The organism is Protaetiibacter mangrovi, from assembly GCF_024752305.1.
Lineage (GTDB): Bacteria > Actinomycetota > Actinomycetes > Actinomycetales > Microbacteriaceae > Homoserinibacter > Homoserinibacter mangrovi.
On record NZ_JANTHX010000008.1, the window covers coordinates 393341 to 412757 of the forward strand.

Annotated in this window: 19 protein-coding genes and 1 pseudogene; 12 read left to right on the plus strand and 8 right to left on the minus strand. The window is 69.3% G+C overall.

Annotated elements, in window-relative coordinates:
• Positions 1-16: 16 nt before the first annotated feature.
• From NUH29_RS13220 to NUH29_RS13230, 3 genes are all read right to left on the minus strand, one after another.
• A complete protein-coding gene (locus tag NUH29_RS13220) occupies positions 17-733 on the minus strand; it encodes a DUF899 domain-containing protein (protein ID WP_258799686.1) in 717 nt (238 codons plus the stop codon).
• A 57-nt stretch (positions 734-790) separates the two neighbouring features.
• Positions 791-1441 carry an O-methyltransferase gene (locus tag NUH29_RS13225; RefSeq protein WP_258799688.1) on the minus strand — a complete coding sequence of 217 codons (651 nt, stop codon included), beginning with the start codon at positions 1439-1441 and terminating at the stop codon, positions 791-793.
• A gap of 146 nt (positions 1442-1587) precedes the next feature.
• Positions 1588-2976 (minus strand): HNH endonuclease signature motif containing protein, encoded by a 1389-nt coding sequence (locus NUH29_RS13230; protein WP_258799689.1) that lies wholly within the window; start codon positions 2974-2976, stop codon positions 1588-1590.
• Positions 2977-3113: 137 nt separating this feature from the next.
• Here NUH29_RS13230 and NUH29_RS13235 point away from each other — a divergent pair, with 137 nt between their 5' ends.
• From NUH29_RS13235 to NUH29_RS13255, 5 genes are all read left to right on the plus strand, one after another.
• A complete protein-coding gene (locus NUH29_RS13235; RefSeq protein ID WP_258799690.1) occupies positions 3114-3506 on the plus strand; it encodes a DoxX family protein in 393 nt (130 codons plus the stop codon).
• Positions 3503-3883: a DoxX family protein gene (locus tag NUH29_RS13240; RefSeq protein ID WP_258799691.1), complete on the plus strand. Its 381-nt coding sequence runs from the start codon at positions 3503-3505 to the stop codon at positions 3881-3883. The genes NUH29_RS13235 and NUH29_RS13240 overlap by 4 nt, the downstream gene beginning before the upstream one ends.
• 72 nt (positions 3884-3955) lie before the next feature.
• Positions 3956-4411, plus strand: coding sequence for an SRPBCC family protein (locus tag NUH29_RS13245; protein ID WP_258799692.1), 456 nt, complete (start codon positions 3956-3958; stop codon positions 4409-4411).
• Positions 4412-4969: 558 nt separating this feature from the next.
• Entirely contained in the window at positions 4970-6487 is a 1518-nt protein-coding gene (gatB, locus tag NUH29_RS13250; RefSeq protein ID WP_258799693.1) for an Asp-tRNA(Asn)/Glu-tRNA(Gln) amidotransferase subunit GatB, read from the plus strand.
• A 4-nt stretch (positions 6488-6491) separates the two neighbouring features.
• Complete coding sequence (locus NUH29_RS13255; RefSeq protein ID WP_258799694.1) at positions 6492-6749, plus strand: hypothetical protein; 258 nt, start codon at positions 6492-6494, stop codon at positions 6747-6749.
• A gap of 21 nt (positions 6750-6770) precedes the next feature.
• Here NUH29_RS13255 and NUH29_RS13260 read toward each other — a convergent pair whose 3' ends face one another.
• The 5 genes from NUH29_RS13260 to NUH29_RS13280 form a co-directional block, all read right to left on the minus strand.
• On the minus strand, positions 6771-7037 hold the full coding sequence (locus NUH29_RS13260; RefSeq protein WP_258799695.1) for a type II toxin-antitoxin system RelE family toxin: 267 nt from the start codon (positions 7035-7037) through the stop codon (positions 6771-6773).
• On the minus strand, positions 7034-7297 hold the full coding sequence (locus NUH29_RS13265) for a type II toxin-antitoxin system Phd/YefM family antitoxin (RefSeq protein ID WP_258799696.1): 264 nt from the start codon (positions 7295-7297) through the stop codon (positions 7034-7036). Before NUH29_RS13265 ends, NUH29_RS13260 begins: the two co-directional genes overlap by 4 nt.
• Before the next feature lie 50 nt (positions 7298-7347).
• Complete coding sequence (locus NUH29_RS13270; protein WP_258799697.1) at positions 7348-8010, minus strand: Pr6Pr family membrane protein; 663 nt, start codon at positions 8008-8010, stop codon at positions 7348-7350.
• A gap of 79 nt (positions 8011-8089) precedes the next feature.
• Complete coding sequence (locus tag NUH29_RS13275; protein WP_258799698.1) at positions 8090-8314, minus strand: KTSC domain-containing protein; 225 nt, start codon at positions 8312-8314, stop codon at positions 8090-8092.
• Positions 8315-8316: 2 nt separating this feature from the next.
• Positions 8317-8994: a tetratricopeptide repeat protein gene (locus NUH29_RS13280; RefSeq protein ID WP_258799699.1), complete on the minus strand. Its 678-nt coding sequence runs from the start codon at positions 8992-8994 to the stop codon at positions 8317-8319.
• A gap of 58 nt (positions 8995-9052) precedes the next feature.
• Here NUH29_RS13280 and NUH29_RS13285 point away from each other — a divergent pair.
• The 7 genes and pseudogenes from NUH29_RS13285 to NUH29_RS13315 form a co-directional block, all read left to right on the plus strand.
• A pseudogene (locus NUH29_RS13285) lies at positions 9053-9303 on the plus strand (Asp-tRNA(Asn)/Glu-tRNA(Gln) amidotransferase subunit GatB); the annotation flags it as partial.
• Between the two features lie 177 nt (positions 9304-9480).
• Positions 9481-10737: a DUF262 domain-containing protein gene (locus NUH29_RS13290; RefSeq protein WP_258799700.1), complete on the plus strand. Its 1257-nt coding sequence runs from the start codon at positions 9481-9483 to the stop codon at positions 10735-10737.
• A gap of 41 nt (positions 10738-10778) precedes the next feature.
• Positions 10779-11444 (plus strand): HEPN domain-containing protein, encoded by a 666-nt coding sequence (locus NUH29_RS13295; protein WP_258799701.1) that lies wholly within the window; start codon positions 10779-10781, stop codon positions 11442-11444.
• Positions 11445-12281: 837 nt separating this feature from the next.
• Entirely contained in the window at positions 12282-15065 is a 2784-nt protein-coding gene (locus NUH29_RS13300) for a lamin tail domain-containing protein (RefSeq protein WP_258799702.1), read from the plus strand.
• Between the two features lie 122 nt (positions 15066-15187).
• Positions 15188-15544: an iron chaperone gene (locus NUH29_RS13305; RefSeq protein ID WP_258799703.1), complete on the plus strand. Its 357-nt coding sequence runs from the start codon at positions 15188-15190 to the stop codon at positions 15542-15544.
• 27 nt (positions 15545-15571) lie between these two features.
• On the plus strand, positions 15572-16156 hold the full coding sequence (locus tag NUH29_RS13310; RefSeq protein ID WP_308445776.1) for a GyrI-like domain-containing protein: 585 nt from the start codon (positions 15572-15574) through the stop codon (positions 16154-16156).
• A 202-nt stretch (positions 16157-16358) separates the two neighbouring features.
• A complete protein-coding gene (locus NUH29_RS13315) occupies positions 16359-19367 on the plus strand; it encodes an ABC transporter permease family protein (RefSeq protein ID WP_258799704.1) in 3009 nt (1002 codons plus the stop codon).
• Positions 19368-19417 lie beyond the last annotated feature (50 nt).

Here is a 19417-nt window from a genome sequence, read left to right on the forward strand (position 1 = left end):
AGCCCCCACAGAGCCCTCAGTGGCGGTGGTGGGCCTCCCCGGCCACCACATCCGCATCCGCGCCGTAGAGCCGCGCGATGTCCCACGCATTGAACCACCCCTCGCCCGGGTCGCCCTGCGGCCAGCCGTCGGGGGAGTCCTGCCACGCCTCCTGGCGTCCGTAGGGCAGCAGGTCGATGAACGGGAACGTCTGGCTGAGCTGCTCGGTGCCGCGCCCGTTGGTGTGCCAGGTGCGGTAGACGGTGTCGCCGTCGCGCAGGAACACGTTGACCGCGAATCCGCCGTTGCGGGGCGCGTCGACGTCGGCGCCGAAGGGGCTGTCCCAGGTGGAGTACCACTCCATCTTGTTGCCGACCTTGTCGCGGTAGGCGAGCAGCTCCTCGATGGGCGCCTGCGACACGAGCACGAAGCGCGCGTCGTAGGGCTCGAGGAAGTCGAGCCGCGTGAACTGGGCGGTGTAGCCGGTGCAGCCGGGGCACTGCCATTCGGCGCCCTGCTGCCACATGTGGTGGTAGGTGATGAGCTGGCGCTTGCCCTGGAAGATCTCGGCGAGTGTCGCCGGGCCGTGCTCGCCGACGAGGGTGTACTCCGGCAGCTCGACCATCGGCAGCCGCCGTCGCTGGGCGGCGATCGCGTCGAGCTCGTGGGTGGCGGCCTTCTCGCGGATGCGCAGCGCATCCAGCTCGGCGCGCCAGGTGTCGTAGTCGGAGACGGTGGGCATGGGCGTCGTCATGGAACCTCCCTGTCGAATGTGGACACTGTACACATGCCGACCGACGTCGCACCAGGGTCAGACCCGGATGATGGCGAATCCGTCCCAGCCTTTGGCGCCGACGGTCTGGATGGCGGTGGCGTCGAGCCCGGCGGCGACGATGTCGTCGACGAGGCGCCGCACCCCGAGCACGGCGGGGGTGTCGTCGTCGGGGTCGGCGACGGCGCCTGCGCGCACCACGTTGTCGACGATGATGAGCGCGCCGGGTCGGGTGAGCTGCCGGGCGGCGGCGAGGTAGTGCGGGTTGTTGGGTTTGTCGGCGTCGATGAACACCAGGTCGTACGGCTCGGTGCCGGTGTCGATGAGCCATTCGGCGGTGGCGGCTGCCGGGCCGAGGTGCAGCTGCACCTGCGCGGTGACGCCGGCGGCGTCGAAGTTGCGCCGGGCGACGGCGGCGTTGCCGGGGTCGATCTCGAGCGTGTCGACGTGCCCGTCCGGTCCGACGGCGCGCGCCAGCCAGATGGTGGAGTAGCCGGCGAGCGTGCCGAACTCGAGCACGCGCCGCGCCCCGAGCGTGCGCGCCAGCATGGCGAGCAGCGCGCCCTGGTGCGGCGTGACATCCGCTCCGGGGAGCGTGGTCTCGCTCGAGCTGGCGTGTGCGGCGACGAGTGCGTCGTCTTCGGGGATCAGTTGCGAGAAGTAGTCGTCGACCTCTGCCCAGGTGGTCATGTGCCCGACGCTACGCCTGGTGGTGCGAGGTCTTCCAGGGTGCTGAGTGTCTCGACGCCCCTGAGGGGTTCGCTCAACTCGACCGGCGGTGAGACTCGGCTGGTCGAGGAGCGCCGTCCGCAGGGCGACACGTCTCGAGTCCGCCGTCACCCGGCGAGCAGCCGGGCGAGTGCCGGGCTGTGGGAGGGCAGGGGTGTGCGGCGCAGGATGCCGTCGCCGTCGGGCTTCTCGAGCAGGTAGTCGCCGCCGTCGCGCCTGATGCGCCAGCGGTTGTTGTGCACGTTGAGATGGCAGAACTTGCACAAGAGCACGCCGTCGTCGATGTCGGTGCGGCCACCGTGTTCGTCCCAGTGGTCGATGTGGTGCGCCTCCGTCCAGGAGGGTGGCGCCCCGCAGATGCGGCATCCGCCGTCGCGTGCAGCCATCGCGATGCGCTGCTTGCGACTGAACAGCCGCTGCTCGCGACCGAGGTTGAGCACCCGGCCGTCGCCGTCGAACATGATCGGCACGGCGCCGCTGCTGCAGATGTAGCGCTCGGCGGTGGCGATCGACACCGCCTCGGCCTGGCCCTCGAAGAAGGCCGCGCCCGTGCGCTCGCCGTCGGGCCCGGCGGGGGAGTCGAGGTCGGCCCGCGTGACGAGGATGCGCACGGCGGGCGCACGGTCGCCGAGGATCGTGCCGTCGTCGACGCGACCCCCGATGCGCACCAGCTCGACGAGGGTGTCGAGGGTGAGCTGGTCGACGGTGCGCTCGTCGCGGGCGAGTTCGTCGGCGCGCGCGGCGGCCTCGGGGTCGACGAATCGCGGGCCACCGCGGCCGGGCGAGGTGGCCGCGTCGAGGATCGGCACCACGACCGCGGCCGATTCCGGATCCAGCAGCCCGCTGATGCGCGTCATGCCGTCGAGCTGGCGCGACACCCGCAGGAAGCGCTTGTCGTGCAGAGCCCGCTCGCGCTCGGCGATGCCGGCGAGGTCGAGCTCGTCGCGCAGCCGTGCTGCGCGGATCGCGAGGTTCTCGATGGTGAGCCCCGGAGCCTCGGCCACGAGCGCCTCGGCCACCGCCGCCAACGCGTCGTCGTCGGCACCGTCTGCGGCGGCCGCGAGCCGGCTGCGGATGATGCCCGCCGCTTCCACGGAGATGGCCGCGGACCCGACCGCATCGCCGACGAGCGTCTGCCAGCGGGGAAGCGCCGGCGCGGGCGGGAGGTCGGGCCGCGGGGGAGCGGGCATCAGCTCGGCCGCCTTGACGAGCGTGTGCGCGTCGCGCCGCGATCCTGCGGTCACCTTCGCGATGAGATCTTCTGCCGACCGCAGACCGTTCGCCTGGGCGAGCCCGGCATGCCCGAGCTCTCGCCTCGAGCGATGGGCGATCTCGCCGGCGAAGGCGGCCGCGACGGCATCGATTCGACGCCGCAGCTCGGCGACCGCACGCTGCCCGTCGAGCAGTTCGGCATCCGCGAACCCCGTCACCTGCGGCACCGCGAATGCGGTGTCGGGCCCACCGATGGTGGCGAGGTAGTCGGGGATCGAGGTCATGCTCCATTCTCCCACGACTCGAATGAATGTTCGAGAGTATGGACGGTATTCGTGGAGAAGTCGTGGGGGTGTCGGCGGGGGGAGGAGGGCCGGAGGCACCGCGGGCGCCGCCCCCCGCATCCGTGCGACCCTGGAGCATGAGCACCGCACGCACCCTCGCCCGCATCGCGCTCGGCGGCGCCCTCGTGTTCGCCGGCATCACCCACCTCACGGTGGCCCGGCAGGAGTTCCAGGCGCAGGTGCCCGACTGGGTGCCGCTCGACCCCGACACGACGGTCGTCGCATCCGGGGTGGCCGAGATCACCCTCGGTACGGCGCTCGCCGCGAGCCCGCGCGGCATCCGTCCGTGGGTGGGTGCGGCGGCGTCGGCGTTCTTCGTCGCGATCTTCCCCGGCAACATCAGCCAGTGGGTGCGCCGCCGCGACGGCTTCGGCCTCGACACGGATGACAAGCGCTTCGCGCGGCTGTTCTTCCAGCCCGCGCTGGTGGCCTGGGCGTGGTGGTCGACGCGCACCCCCGTCCGCGGATGACCGCCCGCACCGTGGCCCGCTTCGCGCTGGCCGCCCTGCTGCTGTTCACCGGATCCGGCCACCTCACCTGGGGCCGCCGCGGATTCCGCGCCGCGGTGCCGCCGTATGTGCCGTTCGACAAGGACACGGTGCTGGTCGCATCCGGGGTGGCGGAGCTCGCCCTCGGCACCGCGCTCGCGGTCGCTCCCCGCAGAGCGCGACCCTGGGTGGGCGTCGCCACCGCAGCCTTCTTCGTGGCGGTGCTGCCCGGCAACATCGCGCACTGGGTGAGCCGCCGCGACGCACCCGGACTCGACAGCGACGACAAGCGCTTCGCGCGCCTGTTTCTGCAACCGGTGCTGGTGTGGTGGGCGTGGTGGTCGACGCGTAACCGTTGAGGCGGCGGGCGTCAAGGCCCTGGGGCGATCGGTGCGCGCGAGGTGGGCTGGTGGTGACGAAAAGGAGTCATCATGACGCAGATCACCGAGAGCATCGACGTGGACGTGCCCGTCACGACGGCCTACAACCAGTGGACCCAGTTCGAGAGCTTCCCGCACTTCCTCGACGAGGTGGAGCGCATCACGCAGACCGACGACACCCACCAGCACTGGGTGGTGAACGTGGGCGGCGCGACCCGCGAGTTCGACACCGAGATCACGGAGCAGCATCCGGATGAGCGGGTCGCCTGGACGAGTACCGGCGGCGACACCCAGCACGCGGGCGTTGTGACGTTCCACAAGCTGAGCGACACCTCGAGCCGCGTGACCGCGCAGCTCGACTGGCAGCCGGATGGCGCCCTCGAGCTGCTCGGTTCGCTGGTCGGCGCGGGGTCGCACGCGGTGAAGAAGGACCTCAAGAACTTCAAGGAGTACATCGAGAGCGCCGGCCACGAGTCGGGTGCATGGCGGGGCGACGTTCCCCGCTGAGTTCGGCTGATCGGCTGCCGCGCATCCGGAGTCGTTCTGCGGCTCCGGATGCTGTGCGTCGGTCATGGAGCCATGATTCCGGGGTTCTGCGAAGCCGGGCGGGGGCCGGGCGAGACCAGGGGAGAATTCGCGGTCGCCGCTCGCCATGGGGGAAGGACGCCGACCATCGTCACTCCTCGGGGAGCGGTCGGATGAACCAGCGGTTCGGTCGCGCTCTCTGCGAGGTCACATGCCACGCCTTGCAGTGAACGCAATAGTGCACCGCTCGGGGTTGCTTCTCGCGGCTGACGCAGCGCCGCCGGAACTCGACCCCGGCGCGGATCGCGACTTCGATCGTCGGATAGGGGACTTTGGCGCACGCCGTCACGAGTAAATTCCTCGTTCGGGGTACGCGTCCGTGTATCACGGCTATCGGTACCTGGCCCCCGGTGTTACACGCGGGATCCGGGAGGCGATCCCTATGGGGTACTCGCCCTTGGTCGCGTGAAGGCTAGCGGGCGAACGCCGGTCTCCGCCAGCAGCAATCGCGCCCCCCGCACCGCACCTAGAATCGAACCCATGGCCAAGCCCGACCTCATGGACTTCGACAAGGCGCTCGAGCTGTTCGAGCCGGTGCTCGGTTTCGAGGTGCACGTCGAGCTCTCGACCGCCACCAAGATGTTCAGCGACGCCCCCAACCCGGCGGCGCCCGGCGGTTTCGGCGCCGGCCCGAACACGCAGATCACCCCGCTGTGCCTGGGCCTGCCCGGCAGCCTGCCGGTGGTGAACGAGAAGGCGGTCGAGTACTCGATCTCGCTGGGCCTGGCGCTCGGATGCAGCATCGCACCCAGCAGCCGTTTCGCCCGCAAGAACTACTTCTACCCCGACCTGGCGAAGAACTACCAGATCAGCCAGTACGACGAGCCGATCGCCTTCGAGGGGTCGGTCGAGATCGAGCTGGAGGACGGCACCGCCTTCACCATCCCGATCGAGCGCGCCCACATGGAGGAGGACGCCGGCAAGCTCACCCACATGGGCGGCGCGACCGGACGCATCCACGGCGCCGAGTATTCGCTCGTCGACTACAACCGCGCGGGCGTGCCGCTGGTCGAGATCGTGACGAAGCCGATCTTCGGCGCCGAGCACCGCGCCCCCGAGGTGGGCAAGGCGTACGTCTCCACCATCCGCGACATCGTGCGCGCCCTCGGCATCTCGGAGGCCCGGATGGAGCGGGGCAACCTGCGCTGCGACGCGAACGTGTCGCTGCGCCCCCGCGGGCAGGAGAAGCTCGGCACCCGCACCGAGACGAAGAACGTGAACTCGTTCCGCTCGGTGGAGCGCGCGGTGCGCTACGAGATCCAGCGGCAGGCCGCCATCCTGGCCGCGGGCGGCACGATCACGCAGGAGACCCGCCACTGGCATGAGGACCGCGGCGTCACCTCCGCCGGTCGCCCCAAGTCGGATGCCGACGACTACCGCTACTTCCCCGAGCCCGACCTGCTGCCGGTGGAGCCGAGCCCGGAGCTCATCGAGCAGCTGCGCGCCGCCCTGCCCGAGGCGCCGGCCGTGCGCCGTCGCCGCCTGCAGGAGGCGTGGGGCTTCACCGACCTGGAGTTCCGCGACGTGAAGAACGCCGGGCTGCTGGTCGAGGTGGAGGAGACGGTGGCCGCCGGCGCCGCCCCCGCCCAGGCCCGCAAGTGGTGGACGGGCGAGATCGCCCGCATCGCCAACACCCGCTCCGCGGAGCCCGCCGAGCTGGTGTCGCCGCTGCACGTGTCGGAGCTGATCGCTCTCGTCGAGTCAGGTGACCTCACCGACCGCCTCGCCCGCCAGGTGCTGGAGGGCGTGATCGAGGGGGAGGGCCGCCCGGCCGAGGTGGTCGAGGCCCGCGGCCTGAAGGTGGTCTCGGATGACGGTGCCCTGATCGCCGCGATCGACGAGGCCCTCGCCGCCCAGCCCGACGTGCTCGAGAAGATCCGCGACGGCAAGGTGCAGGCCGCCGGCGCCGTCATCGGTGCCGTCATGAAGGCGATGCGCGGGTCGGCGGATGCGGCGCGCGTTCGGGAGCTGGTGCTGGAGCGGGCGACGGCGGAGTAGTCGGATGCGGTTCCTCCGGAAGTTCGGGCTGCTGCTCGTCGGCGGAGTGCTCTCCGTGTTGGGTGCCGTTCTTCTGGTCACCCAGCCCGTGTCCTTCGGCTGGACCGCCTACGCGCCCCTCAGCTCGAACACCTTCGTGCCGCTGTGGCCGACCCCTGGCATTGTCGCGGGAGTCGTGCTGCTCATCGTCGGCTTCGTCACCATCGCCGGATGGGTGGGGTTCCGTCTGGGGCGAGCGCGCTCTCAGTCGAGCTCGTCGTAGTCGAACCCGTCGCGGATCTCGCTACCGGACCTCGTACACCGCGCGCCGGTGCCCGACTGTGAAGACTGTCACGAGCACGGCCTCGTCGCGCACCTCGTAGAGCACGCGATAGTCGCCGACGCGAATGCGCCACGCGTCGTCGTAGCCGACGAGCTTTCGGGCGCCGTGTGGGCGTGGGTCGTCACCAAGGTTCTCGATAGCGTCGAGAAGTCGCCGCCGGATCTGGGGGTCGAGCTTGCGGACTTCTCGGGCTGCTGCAGTCGTGAACTCGACTGAGTAGCGACTCACCGGGTGAGTTCGTCGCGCAGCTCGGCGAGGCTCACCCGAGTGCCGTCGTCGTCGGCCTTCGCGGCCGTGAAGTCGGCTGCATCGCGGGCGTCCTCCAGGGCTTCCAGCAGTTCGAGGTCATCGACGCTGATCACCACCGCGGCGAGCTTGCCGTGACGAGTGACCCCCACGCGCTCGTGGCCATACGAGACTCGCCCGACGACGTCCGCGAGTTCGTCGCGGAGCGCGACGGTGGTCACGGATCGGCTGAGGGAGTTCATGCGCACATCGTAGTACGTTCTGGGCAAAGTGAACATTATGTACAGAATTGTCAGCTGGCGACAGTAGCGCGTTCTCTCGTACGGGCGAGCAGTGAAACGAGCCGATCCACCGCGATCACCGCGAACGCGATCGCCGCGAGGATCAGGATGACTCGCCCGAGCGCGAGGCTCATGCCGCCGATGCCGGCGACGGTCGGATCGAGGAATGGATACGGGTACCGGTCGTTCACGGCCGGCAGCAGCGTTCCCCGCACGATCATGACGACTCCGTATCCGATCGGGTACAGCAGCCACACGAGAGCGGTGCGCCAGCGGACGACTCCGTGCGGGCCGATGACGAGCCAGTCGATCAGCACGAGGATCGGCGACACGTAATGCAGCAAGAAGAGCCCCGTGTTGTTGATCGCGACGGCCGGGTCGGGATCGAAGAGCCCTGGGATCGGGTTCATGCCGTGGCTGTTGAGGAAGTGCGCGATCAGGGCCGTCGTCGTGAGCCAGAACGTCACCGCCCCGCGTAGCGCGGGCACAGGCGTGACCGTTCCCCGCCGCTGCGCCATGAGAACGAGCGCCGTGACGAAGTACCCGAGCGCGATGAGGTTGCTCTGGCTCGTGAAGAACGCGAACCTCCGTTCGCCGAGCAGCAGACCCGACACGATGACGATCACGATGGCGGAGCGCAGGGCGAACGCTGCGTATCGGGTGGCGGGTTCCATGGACCTGTGCATTCTTCGTCGAGTGCGAGGGGCAGAAGCACGCTAGCAGCTTCCCGAGGGGCCTCCCCGCCGCGCGCTCTCAGTCGAGCTCGTCGTAGTCGAACCCGTCGCGGATCATCTCGTTGAAGTAGCGACCCTTGCTGTCGGACCTCATGAGGGCGCGGTACACGAACTCGGTCACGCCGTCGTAGCGGTAGATGCGTTCGTTCGTGAAGCGGATGTCGAGAAGCTGCCGCCGCGCGTCGTACCGCACAGCCGAGATCGTCGTCGAGTCGAGCACGTCGATCCAGCTCTCGTGATCCATCGCTATCGGGCCTGGGAGAGGAAGGCGCGTGTGCGGGAATCGCCCGCCTCGGCCGCGCGGTGCGCCCACTCATCCGCCTCGTCGTTCCGACCCTCGCGCAGCAGAACGAGGGCGAGGTTGTAGGCGCAGTGGGCATCGCCGAGTTCGAAGCCGCGAACGTAGAGAGCCTTCGCCTCGTCAGTTCGCCCGGTCTCGTCGAGAAGATTGCCGAGCACGATGAAGCTCTCGGTCTCGCTGTGGTCGACGCCGATCTTCAGGAGGCCCTCCGCCTCCGCGGAGCGTCCCGTGGCGCGATACAGATGCGCCAGGTCGGCACGGGCGCTCGGGTATGCGTCGGCTCCGCGGATGAGCAGACCCTCGGCATCCGGATCGTTCGTGTCGTGCCAGAGCCAGTGGCCGAGCACTCCCGCGACCAGCTCGGTCTGCTCGTCGGGTTCGCCGTCCGCGTCAAGGTACCTGCGCAGAAGATCCCTCGCCCGCTCGGCGTTGCCCGAGTCGTGCTCCAGCCACGCCAGCGCGTAGTAGCCGATCAGGTATCCGGATCGGATCAGTTCGTCATACACCGCACGAGCACTCGCGGTGTCGCCTGCGGCTTCGAGCAGCTCGCCGTACTCCGAACCAGACGCGCCGTCACGCGTACCCAACCACGCGTCTCGCGCGCGGTCGAGCTGCTCGGTCATGCGTCGATACTCCCACCGGTCGGCTTGACTGCGCGCTCTCACCGAACGGATGACGCATCAGGCGCTCGAGGGCGTGTGATGGCGGGCGAGCGCTCACCCGCCGAGGTCGCCGAGAAGCGCGGACTCAAGGTGGTCTCCGGCGACAGCGCCCTGATCGCCGCGATCGAAGAGGCTCTCTCCGCGCAGCCCGACGTGCTCGAGAAGATCCGCGACGGCAAGGTGCGGGCCGCCGGCGCCGTCATGAAGGCGATGCGCGGCCAGGCGGATGCGGCGCGTGTGCGCGAACTGGTGCTGGAGCGGGCGACGGCGAAGTGGGGCGGATGGCGCTCGTGCGACGCCCGTGTCGTTCGCGCTGGAGCGCGTATGTGTCGCTGAGCGACGCTACGTTCGCCTGATTCTCGCCCGGGCGATCTTCGGATGGGTACTCGTCGTAGTCGGCCCGGTGCTCACTGCCGGGTGGGCCAGGTGTCCGTTGCGAGCCAGCGCTTGAGCGCGAACACGCTGCTCGAGTTGTCGACAACGTGGCCCCCCTTCGCGCGGGTGCCGCGTATCGGGTGTCTCGCTAGGCTGGCCGCGACCAAGGAGGGCACCTTGCCGGAATCATTTGGTGATGGCGACGATGAGTCGGTTGAGGAACTCGAACTGGACATTGACTCTCCAGAAGAGCTTGACGAGTCTGAGGACGACGACCCGGACCTAAGTTCGAGCGAAAGAGAGTTGTTGACGAGTGTTCTCGACTACAACCTCAACACGCTTGCAGACCTGGTGTCGAATGAGCAGATTGACCTGTCCCCGCGCTATCAGCGGCGCGATAGATGGAAGGCCGATCGGCAGTCGCGGTTGATCGAATCTTTTTTTATGAACGTCCCGATCCCGCCGATCTTCTTGAACGAGGACGACTACGGGAAGTACTCGGTTATCGATGGGAAGCAGCGACTCACCGCTGTACACAGCTTCATGCGAGGACGTCTGCGGCTTCGAGGACTCAAGGTCTATACGGAGCTGAACGACAAGACCTACGACGACCTCGAACCGAGCTTGAAGGCGATCATTAGTACTCGAGCAAATCTGCGCGCGACGATCATCCTTCGGCAGTCTGACAAGAACGTGAAGTTCGAGGTTTTCAGGCGCCTCAACACGGGTGGTGTAACGCTCAACCCCCAGGAGATTCGCAACAGCACTTGGCCGGGTCCGTTGAACGATCTGATGCTGGACCTGTCCGAGGACGAACGATTCCGCCGACTGTTGGGTATTACGCGACCCGCGACATCAACGCTCTACAAGGAAATGCGTGACGTCGAACTTGTCCTCCGATTCTTCGCGTTCCGCTCCGACTGGGCGACGTTCTCAGGCGGCATGGCGAAGCGACTCGATCGCTTCATGGCTGATAACCAGCGTCCGACCAAGAGTCGTCTTGCAGAGCTGCGGGAGGATTTCTTGAGAACGTTGGAGATCGTTGAAGCTGCCTTTGACGACAAGGCGTTCCGCCGTTTCAATCCCGACAACGGGACCTTTCGTAGCCCGATTCTTGCGGCACTATTCGACGCGCAGATGTTCGCAGCGATGGGACGCGACCTTCCTAGTGTTAGTGGCCGAGACGCGGAGTTCATCGATGCGTACAAGCAGTTGTTCACCGTTCCGGAGTTCCGGCAGTCGATCGATGCGGCAACCAATACGCCTGCACGCTTCCGCGCCAGGATCGAGATGATGAACCGTCTCTTCGATTCCGTCCTAGGTCCGTAGTGGCGACGGCGGCTGCGAGCGACTTTCGGCAATCGAACGCAATGGTCGCTGCGCTCATCGCTCTAGAGGGGCGCTATCCGGACCCCCCGCCGCTGGTCGATCGGTCGACGGTGGAGGGGTTGCGTGGTGGCGCGGTCGTACTAATGGTCGGCGCCTTTGAGCACTATCTGAAACAAGCCATTGCGGAGTCGCTTCAGTCCTTGAACGTCGCGTCCCCACCGATCGTCTTCGCGAAGTTGCCGATCGAATTGCAGGTGCAAGCCGTATACACCGGACTTGACGCGGCCATGAAAGCGAAGTCTTGGGATCCCGTCAAGGAGCACAGCCAACGATTGCCTGGAGTTCTTGCGGCGGTTGAGCGAGTTCACCGGGGTGAGATTCTGAGCACCGAGATTGCTGAGACCGGCGGTAACCCCAATCCCGCGCAAGTCAAGGCAATCTTCAAGACGGTCGCGTACCCCGCGGTGTTCACGAACATCAAGGCCGCATTTGATCGTGAATGGGGACAACCCACGGCCAGTACATTTGTGGTCGACACGCTGGAGGCTGTGGTCGGGCGTAGGCATGCCGTGGCTCACACCGCGTCCATCCTGAACACGTCCCGAGCGGACCTTGTCCAGTGGCACAAGTTCCTGAATGTATTGGTGTCCGTGCTTGACGACGCTCTCGGGCGTCACATGGCTCGTCTCACATCGAAAGCACGGTGACCCGAGTTGCACCGCCCCTCTATTCCGGCTCTGCGCTGGCACCTGCATGGCTAACCTTCGTCCATGCCGGAACTGATTAGAAGCTATTTCGACTACGTAGGGCGAATGGTCCTTCCCCTCGATGGGGCCGCACTACTTGCCACGCTGTATCCAATCGGAGTACTCGCGGCAGCTCTCGAAACTCGCGCATTGGCTCGGCTCCCTCGGAGCAGAGTGCGACTCTGGCGTCGTGATGAGCGACCGAAGCCGTCACCAAACGGGTTTCGGGTCGGATTGTTCAGTCGTCCATCCGCCGGGATGATTGCGACTCTCGCCCTTCCCGCATTCGTAAGCATCTGGCCGCTGGTCGTATCCGTCACGACGCATGTTGAACTGCAGAGTTGGTCCGTTTGGTTTGTGACGGGCGCGGGCGTGACCCTGATGGGAGCGCTGAGTGCCTTCATGCTGGAGCTTGTGTTCGTCGCTTGGGCAGCGGATTCGCAAGCACAGAAGGAAACGGAGTCGGCGGACGCGAAGAACTATCGACCTCCAGCACCCGGGCTTGCTAAGAAGCAACGCAAGAAGCCAGGTTCGAGGCCGAAGCGCTCGTAGTTGGCGCGACGCAGATTGTGTGGATTAGCCAGCCCCCTGACAGGGGAGCTCAACACCTATAGGCGGCGCGGCGTGCACTCGGCGCCGCTCGGCAAGCCCGCGCAGGCATGCGCTGACTCACGTCGAACAGAGGGAAGTGGGGACTGCTGAAAGAAGCGGTCGCCGTTCGAGTCTCATTCACTCGGAGTTCACGAGGTCACGCCACACTCGCGCACGGCGCATCGCGCCGATCGCGAAGGGACCCCGATGTACCGCCGCACCATCACGCCCACCCACGCCCGCCTGCGCGCGCTGCTTGCGGCATGCGCGATCGCCACGCTCGCCGCATCCAGCGTCGGCATCGCCGCGCAAGCCGCACAGGCAGCGCCCCTCCCCACCGTCGTGATCAACGAGGTGGAGTCGAGCGACACCGTCGCGAAGGACTGGGTCGAGCTCAAGAATGTCGGCAGCGAGCCGGTCGACGTGAGCGGGTGGATCGTCAAAGACAACAACGACAGCCGCGTGAAGGCCATCCCGGCGGACACCACCATCGCGCCGGGCGGGTACTTCACGTTCACCGTCGACGAGGCGCCGAACGGGTTCGGGCTGGGCAGCGCCGACCAGGCGCGGCTGTTCCTCGCCGACGGCACCACCCTCGTCGACGGCACCAGCTGGACGGCCCACGCCACCCACACCTGGGGCCGCTGCGCCGACGGCACCGGCGCGTTCGTCGAGACCACCGCATCCACCCCCGGCGCCGCCAACGCGTGCCCCGACGCATCCGCCACCCTGAAGATCAACGAGGCGGTCAGCGACGGCGGCACCCCCGGCGACTGGATCGAGTTCGTGAACACGGGCGACGTGCCGGTGGACGCGGGCGGCCTGGTCGTGCGCGACAACGACGTGGTGAACCCCTACACGATCCCCGCCGGCGCCTGGGTCGCGGCGGGCGGCTACCTGGTGCTCGACAACGGCACGAACTTCCTCTACGGGCTCGGCAAGGGCGACTCGGTGCGCCTCTACGACACCGACGGCACGACCCTGCTCGACAGCACCACCTGGCCCTCCGGCACCCACGCGAGCCCCTCGTGGGGGCGCTGCCCGGATGCGTCGGGCGACTTCGCGATCACGCAGAGCGCCACCAAGGGCGCCGCCAACGACTGCGTTCCCGAGACGCCGGTCGACCCCGAGCCGACCACCGCGAACGTGGTGATCAACGAGGTCGAGTCGTCGGGCGGCACCCCCGGCGACTGGGTGGAGCTGAAGAACCTCGACGAGACGAACTCCGCCGACCTCAGCGGGTGGCGCATCCTCGACGGCGACGGCAGCCACACGGCCGTGCCGTTCGCATCCGGCACCACCATCGAGTCGGGCGGCTACCTGGTGATCGAGGAGGCGTTCCTCGGCTTCGGGCTCGGCGGCGCCGACTCGGTGAACCTCTACTCGGGCGCGGTCGACCCGTCGACGCTCGTCGACAGCACCTCGTGGAGCGCTCACGCATCCGTCACCTGGGCGCGCTGCCCCGACGGCACCGGCGACTTCACCGACTCGGGCGCCTCCACCAAGGGCCTCGCCAACGACTGCAGCGACAGCACCCCCGAACCCGACCCGGATGTGGAGGTGTGGCCGGGTGGCACCACCGAGACCGCGGTTGCCACCGACGTGCCGTTCGACGGCGACCTCTCCGGCCTCGACTACGAGCAGCCGGCGTTCGGCGACCCGATCTTGTGGGGCGTCGTCAACGGCACCGGCACCCTCGTGAAGCTCGCGCCGGGCGCGGGCGGCGCCTGGAACGGCGCCGACGGCTGGGGCGACGGCAAGCAGCTCGCCTACCCCGACGGCTCCATCGCCCCCGACTCGGAGGGCGTGACGGTCGCCGACGGCGGCTCGGCGGGCGGGGTCTACGTCGCCACCGAGCGCTCGAGCGCCGCATCCGGGGTCTCGCGGCCCTCGATCCTGCGCTACGACGTGTCGGGCACGGGCAGCACCCTCACCGCCACCAACGAGTGGAACCTGTCGGCCGACCTCACCGCCACCGTCGGCACCATCGGCGCGAACTCCGGGCTCGAGGGCATCACCTGGATCCCGGATGCCGTGCTCACCGCCCGCGGTTTCGTCGACGAGTCGACCGGCCTCGCCTACGACCCGGCCGACTACCCGACCCACGGGTCCGGCATCTTCTTCGTCGCGCTCGAAGCCACCGACGACGTCTACGCCTACGCGCTCGACCTGACCGGCTCCACCGCCACCCGCGTCGCCACGATCGACACCCCCGGGGCCCGCGAGGTCGACTACGAGCCCGAGACCCAGTTGCTGTGGGCGGCCTGCGACGAGGCCTGCGACGGCCGCACCGCCACCCTGCAGATCGGCGCGACCGGCGCCTACGAGGTCACCCACCGCTACGCGCGCCCCGCGGATGCCGCCAACTACGCCAACGAGGGCTTCGCGATCGCGCCTCAGTCCACGTGCGCATCGGGGCTGAAGCCGGTGTTCTACGCCGACGACGCCAACACGGACGGTATCTCGCTGCGGCAGGGCAGCATCCGCTGCACGGAGCTCGGCGGCGGCACCGACCCGGGTACCGACCCGGGCACGGAGCCCGGCACCGACCCGGGCACGACGCCGCCGACGCCGGGGGAGGGCGACCTCACCCCCGGAACGCAGAACGGCGTCACGGGCCCCGGCTCGGCCACCTCGGGTCAGCGCATCACCGTGACCGTCGGCGGGGAGTACGGCGGGCAGACCGTCTACGGCTGGATCTTCTCCACCCCGACCTCGCTCGGCAGCGCCGTGGTGTCGAGCGGCGGCACCGTGACGTTCACGATCCCGGCCTCGCTCGCCGCCGGGCAGCACCGCCTTGCGGTGCTCGACGCCGACGGCAACGTGATCGGCTGGTTCGCGCTCGGCGTCACGGCTCCCGCCGCCCTCGGTGCGACGGGTGCGGATGCGGATGGCAGCCTCGCCCTCGCGGCGCTGCTGCTGGCCTCGGGCCTCGCCCTCGTCGGCGCCCGCGCCCTCACGCGCCGCCGCGGAGCGGACCACCCCAGCTGATTGAGTAGCCCGCGCAGCGGGCGTGTCGAAATCAGCGCCGAGCGGGCTGGTTTCGACACGCGCCCTGCGGCGCTACTCAACCAGCGGGTGCACGTGTCGGGGCGGCGCGCCATCATGAACCCATGACCGACAAGCCCGCCACCGTCGACGCGTACATCGCGGGCTTCCCGCCCGAGGTCGCCGAGCGGTTGCAGCAGGTGCGGGCGGCCATCCGTGCAGAAGTTCCGGATGGTGAGGAACGGATGCGGTACGGCATCGCCGCGGTCATGCTCGGCGGACGCTACGCCCTGCACTTCGCCGGCTGGAAGAAGCACATCGGCATCTACCCCGTGCCCCCGCTGCCGGAGCCGCTCGAGGCGGAGGTGGCGCCGCTGCGTGCCGCGAAGGACTCGCTCGTGCTGCCGCACCGCGACCCGCTTCCCGACGACCTCATCCGTCGGGTCGCCCGCGCGATCGTCGCACTGCGGGGCGCGTCGTGAGCGACAAGCTCGACCTGAAGACGACGGATGCGTACCCGCGCCCGGGCGGGGCAGTTCCGCATCCTCGACGTGCCGTCGGCGCGCTACCTCGCGATCGACGGCGCGGGCGACCCCAACACGCGGCCGTTCGCCGAGGCGGTGGAGGCGCTGTTCCCCCTCGCCTACACGCTCAAGTTCGCGAGCAAGGCGGCGGGGCGCGACTTCGTGGTGATGCCGCTCGAGGGCCTGTGGTGGGCGGACGACATGGATGCCTTCACGGCACGCCGCGACAAGGCGGCCTGGAGCTGGACGCTGCTGATCCGTCAGCCCGACTGGATCGACGCGGATGCGGTGGCCGCCGCCCGCGACCGCGTCGCGGCGAAGGGTGCGCCGCCCCGCTCGGGCGACATCCGACTCGAGACGCTCGACGAGGGGCGCTGTGTGCAGACCCTGCACCTGGGTCCGTTCGACGCCGAGGGCCCGGTGCTCGAGCGGATGCACCACGAGTTCGTGCCGGCGAACGGGCTGGCGCTGACGGGGCGGCACCACGAGATCTACCTGAGCGACCTGCGGCGTACCGCGCCCGAGAGGCTGCGCACGATCCTGCGGCAGCCCGTCGCCAGCCGCAGCTGATTGAGTAGCCCGCGCAGCGGGCCGCCCCAGCTGATTGAGTAGCCCGCGCAGCGGGCGTGTCGAAATCAGCGTCGAGTGGGGCTGGTTTCGACACGCGCCTGCGGCGCTACTCAACCAGCGGGGTTTCGACACGCGCCTGCGGCGCTACTCAACCAACGGGACGTGTGCATCGGCGACATCGCGGCGGCCCTAGGCTCGACCCATGACGACGGGGCGGCGGCGCGGGGTGCTCGCGATCGTCACCGCCGTCGTGCTGCTGGCACTCAGCGCCGGGGTCGCGTTCGTCGTGAGCGACGCGCTCGGCATCCGCGCGGAACCTGCCCAGCAGATGACGCCCGCCGAGCCGCAGGCGCCCGCGGTCGCCGCATCCGTGCCGCCGCCGACCTTCACGAGCATCGACGCCCCCGACACCGTGCGCATGGGCGCCGCCCTCGACGAGTTGACGGATGCCGTCGACAGCGCCGCCACGACCGACGGCACCGCGACCCTCGCGGTCGCGATCACCGGCACCGCCGACGACGACACGTACACCCTCACCGGCACTCCGAGCGCCCTGCGCATCGAGGCCGCGGGGGAGACCGGTGCGGTGCGCGGCGTCTACGACCTGGCCGCCGCCATCCGCGCCGGCACCGACGTGGCCGCGCACCTCGGCGAGACCGTCACCTCGAAGCTCCCGTTCCGCATGGTCGACCTCGGCGCGGTGGGCGTCGAGGCCGACCCCGCTGAGTGGGAGGCGGGCGACAACTACTCCCACGTCTCCGGCGCGTTCGAGAACGCCTACCTCGCCGACGCCCCCTACGTCGACCAGTCGGCGCTCGCGGGGGACTACGACGAGTGGGACGCGTACCTGCGCCACATCCTCGCCCTCGGCTACACCGCCGTCGCGTGGAACGGCTTCATCGAGTACGTCGACTTCTCGACCGCCGACGGCGGCGTCTACCCCGACGGTGATCCGCACATCGCCCGCGCCGCCGCCCTGCGCGCCGCGTTCACACCGTTCTGGGAGCGCGCCGCCGAGCTGGGCGTCAAGATCTACCTGCGCACCGACATGCTCGCGCTCACCCCCGAGCTCGACAGCTACCTCGAGCAGCACTTCGGCTCCGACACCGAGAACCCCGAGCTCTGGAAGGTCTACACCGACGCGCTCGACGAGCTCTACGCGGATGTGCCCGCGATCTCGGGGGTGCTCATCCGGATCGGCGAGGGCGGCTCGATCTATGCCGAACCCGGCTGGGACTACTACTCGGCGCTCGCGGTGCGCAGCGTGACCGCGGTGCGCACGATGCTCACGAGCTTCCTGGATGCGGCGGAGGCGTCCGGCCGCGAGGTCATCTTCCGCACGTGGTCGGTCGGCATCGGCGACGTCGGTGACATGCACACCGACCCCGCCTCGTACCACGCGGTGCTCGACGGGATCGACTCGCCGAACCTCATCGTGTCGACGAAGTACACGCTCGGCGACTTCTACAGCTGGCTGCCGCTCAACGAGACCCTCGAGACCGGCGACCAGCGGCGCATCGTCGAGTTCCAGTCGCGCCGCGAGTTCGAGGCGTTCGGCTCGTTCCCGAACGACCTCGGCCCGGAGTTCCAGTGGGCGATGCAGACGCTGCTCGCCGCGAACCCGCACATCGAGGGCATCTGGACCTGGACACAGGACGGCGGCCCGTGGCGCGCCGGACCCATGACGCTCTACCTGCAGTCCGGCTTCTGGCAGCTGTACGAGCTGAACACGATGACATCCGTAGCGATTGCCCGCGACCCGGATGCCGACCTCGCCGCCGTCGACGCGGCCTGGGCGCGCCGGTACCTCTCCGACGACCCCGCCACCGTGTCGGCGGTCGTCGCCGCGATGGCCGACTCGCGCGAGGCGATCCGCGAGGGCCTCTACATCCAGGCCTTCGCCGAGAACCGCGTCTTCGCGGTGGGCCTCGAGCCGCCGCCGCAGATGTGGCTGTTCGAGTGGGACATCCTCACCGGCGACACGGCCACCCTCGACACCATCTCGGCGATCGTCGGCGCCGACGGCATCAACGAGGCCATCGCGCAGGGCGATGCCGCGGTCGCCGCGGCCGAGCGGATGCGCGACCTCGTCGAGGAGACGGATGCGGCGAGCTGGTACGACGGCGCCTACGAGCAGCTGACCGACTCGCTCGACTACGAGGTCGACGTGCTGGGCCTGCTGAACTCCTACCGGGCGATGTTCCTGGAGGCGGGGCGCTGGCACGCCACGCTCGACCCGGCCGCCTACGACGCCTGGCAGCAGGCCCGCGACGAGTTCGCATCCGCCGCCGCCGCCCACCTCGACCGCTACCAGGGCGACGTCGACCACCCGGCGTGGAACCTCACCGCCGCGCAGCTCGGGGTGGAGCACGCGGACCGCGACCTCGCGATGGCGTGGATCGCGCGCGTGCTGCTGGCCCTCGCCCTCGCGTGGCTGCTGATCGGCATGCTCTCGTCGCGCACCCGCCTGGTGCGGCGACCGGGGGCCGCGGCGGCGCGCGCCACCTGGATCTCGGCGACCCGCCCGTGGCGCGCCGCCGAGGCATCCCTCGGCCTCGACGGCCTCGACCGCATCCTGCTCGTGGTGGTGCCGGGTGCGCTGCTCGTCGGCACCCGCGCCGTGCAGACCTCGTTCCTCGCCCCGGTGCAGTTCGCGGTGACCCTCGGGGCCTGGGCGGTGTTCGCGGCGGTGCTGCTGGCGCTGCTGCGCGGACGCTCGGGGCGCGTCATCGTGGCGACCGTCGGCGGGGTCGTGGTGCTGCGCTGCACGCTGACGCTCGCCTCGCTGTCGTTCACCGGCCCCGGGGGCTACTGGTACGGCTTCTGGACCGACCCGCTGCTGCGCACCACCTACATCACGGTCGCGTTCGCGCTGTTCCTGTGGACCTTCGTCGCCGCCGGTTGGGCGCTCGCCGGCCGCCTCGGCGCCCGCCGCGCCACGGGCATCGTGCTCACCGCGGCCGGCGCGGGCCTCGCGGTGCCCGCCGTCATCGTCGGCGCCGCCGGGCTCGAGCAGGCGCTCACCCTCTGGAACGACCAGCTGGGGCTGCTGCCGTGGGGTCTCGCGCGCATCCTGGGCATCACCACCTACCTCGAGATCCCGGATGACACGGCCTGGTGGGCGGCCGCGTTCGGCCTCGTGCTCGGCCTCGTGGGCCTCGCGCTCGCCCTCGTGCCGCGCCGCAGGGCGCGCACCCCGCTGGTTGAGTAGCGGCGAAGCCGCGTGTCGAAACCAGCCTGTGCATGGTCGCGCCCATCGCC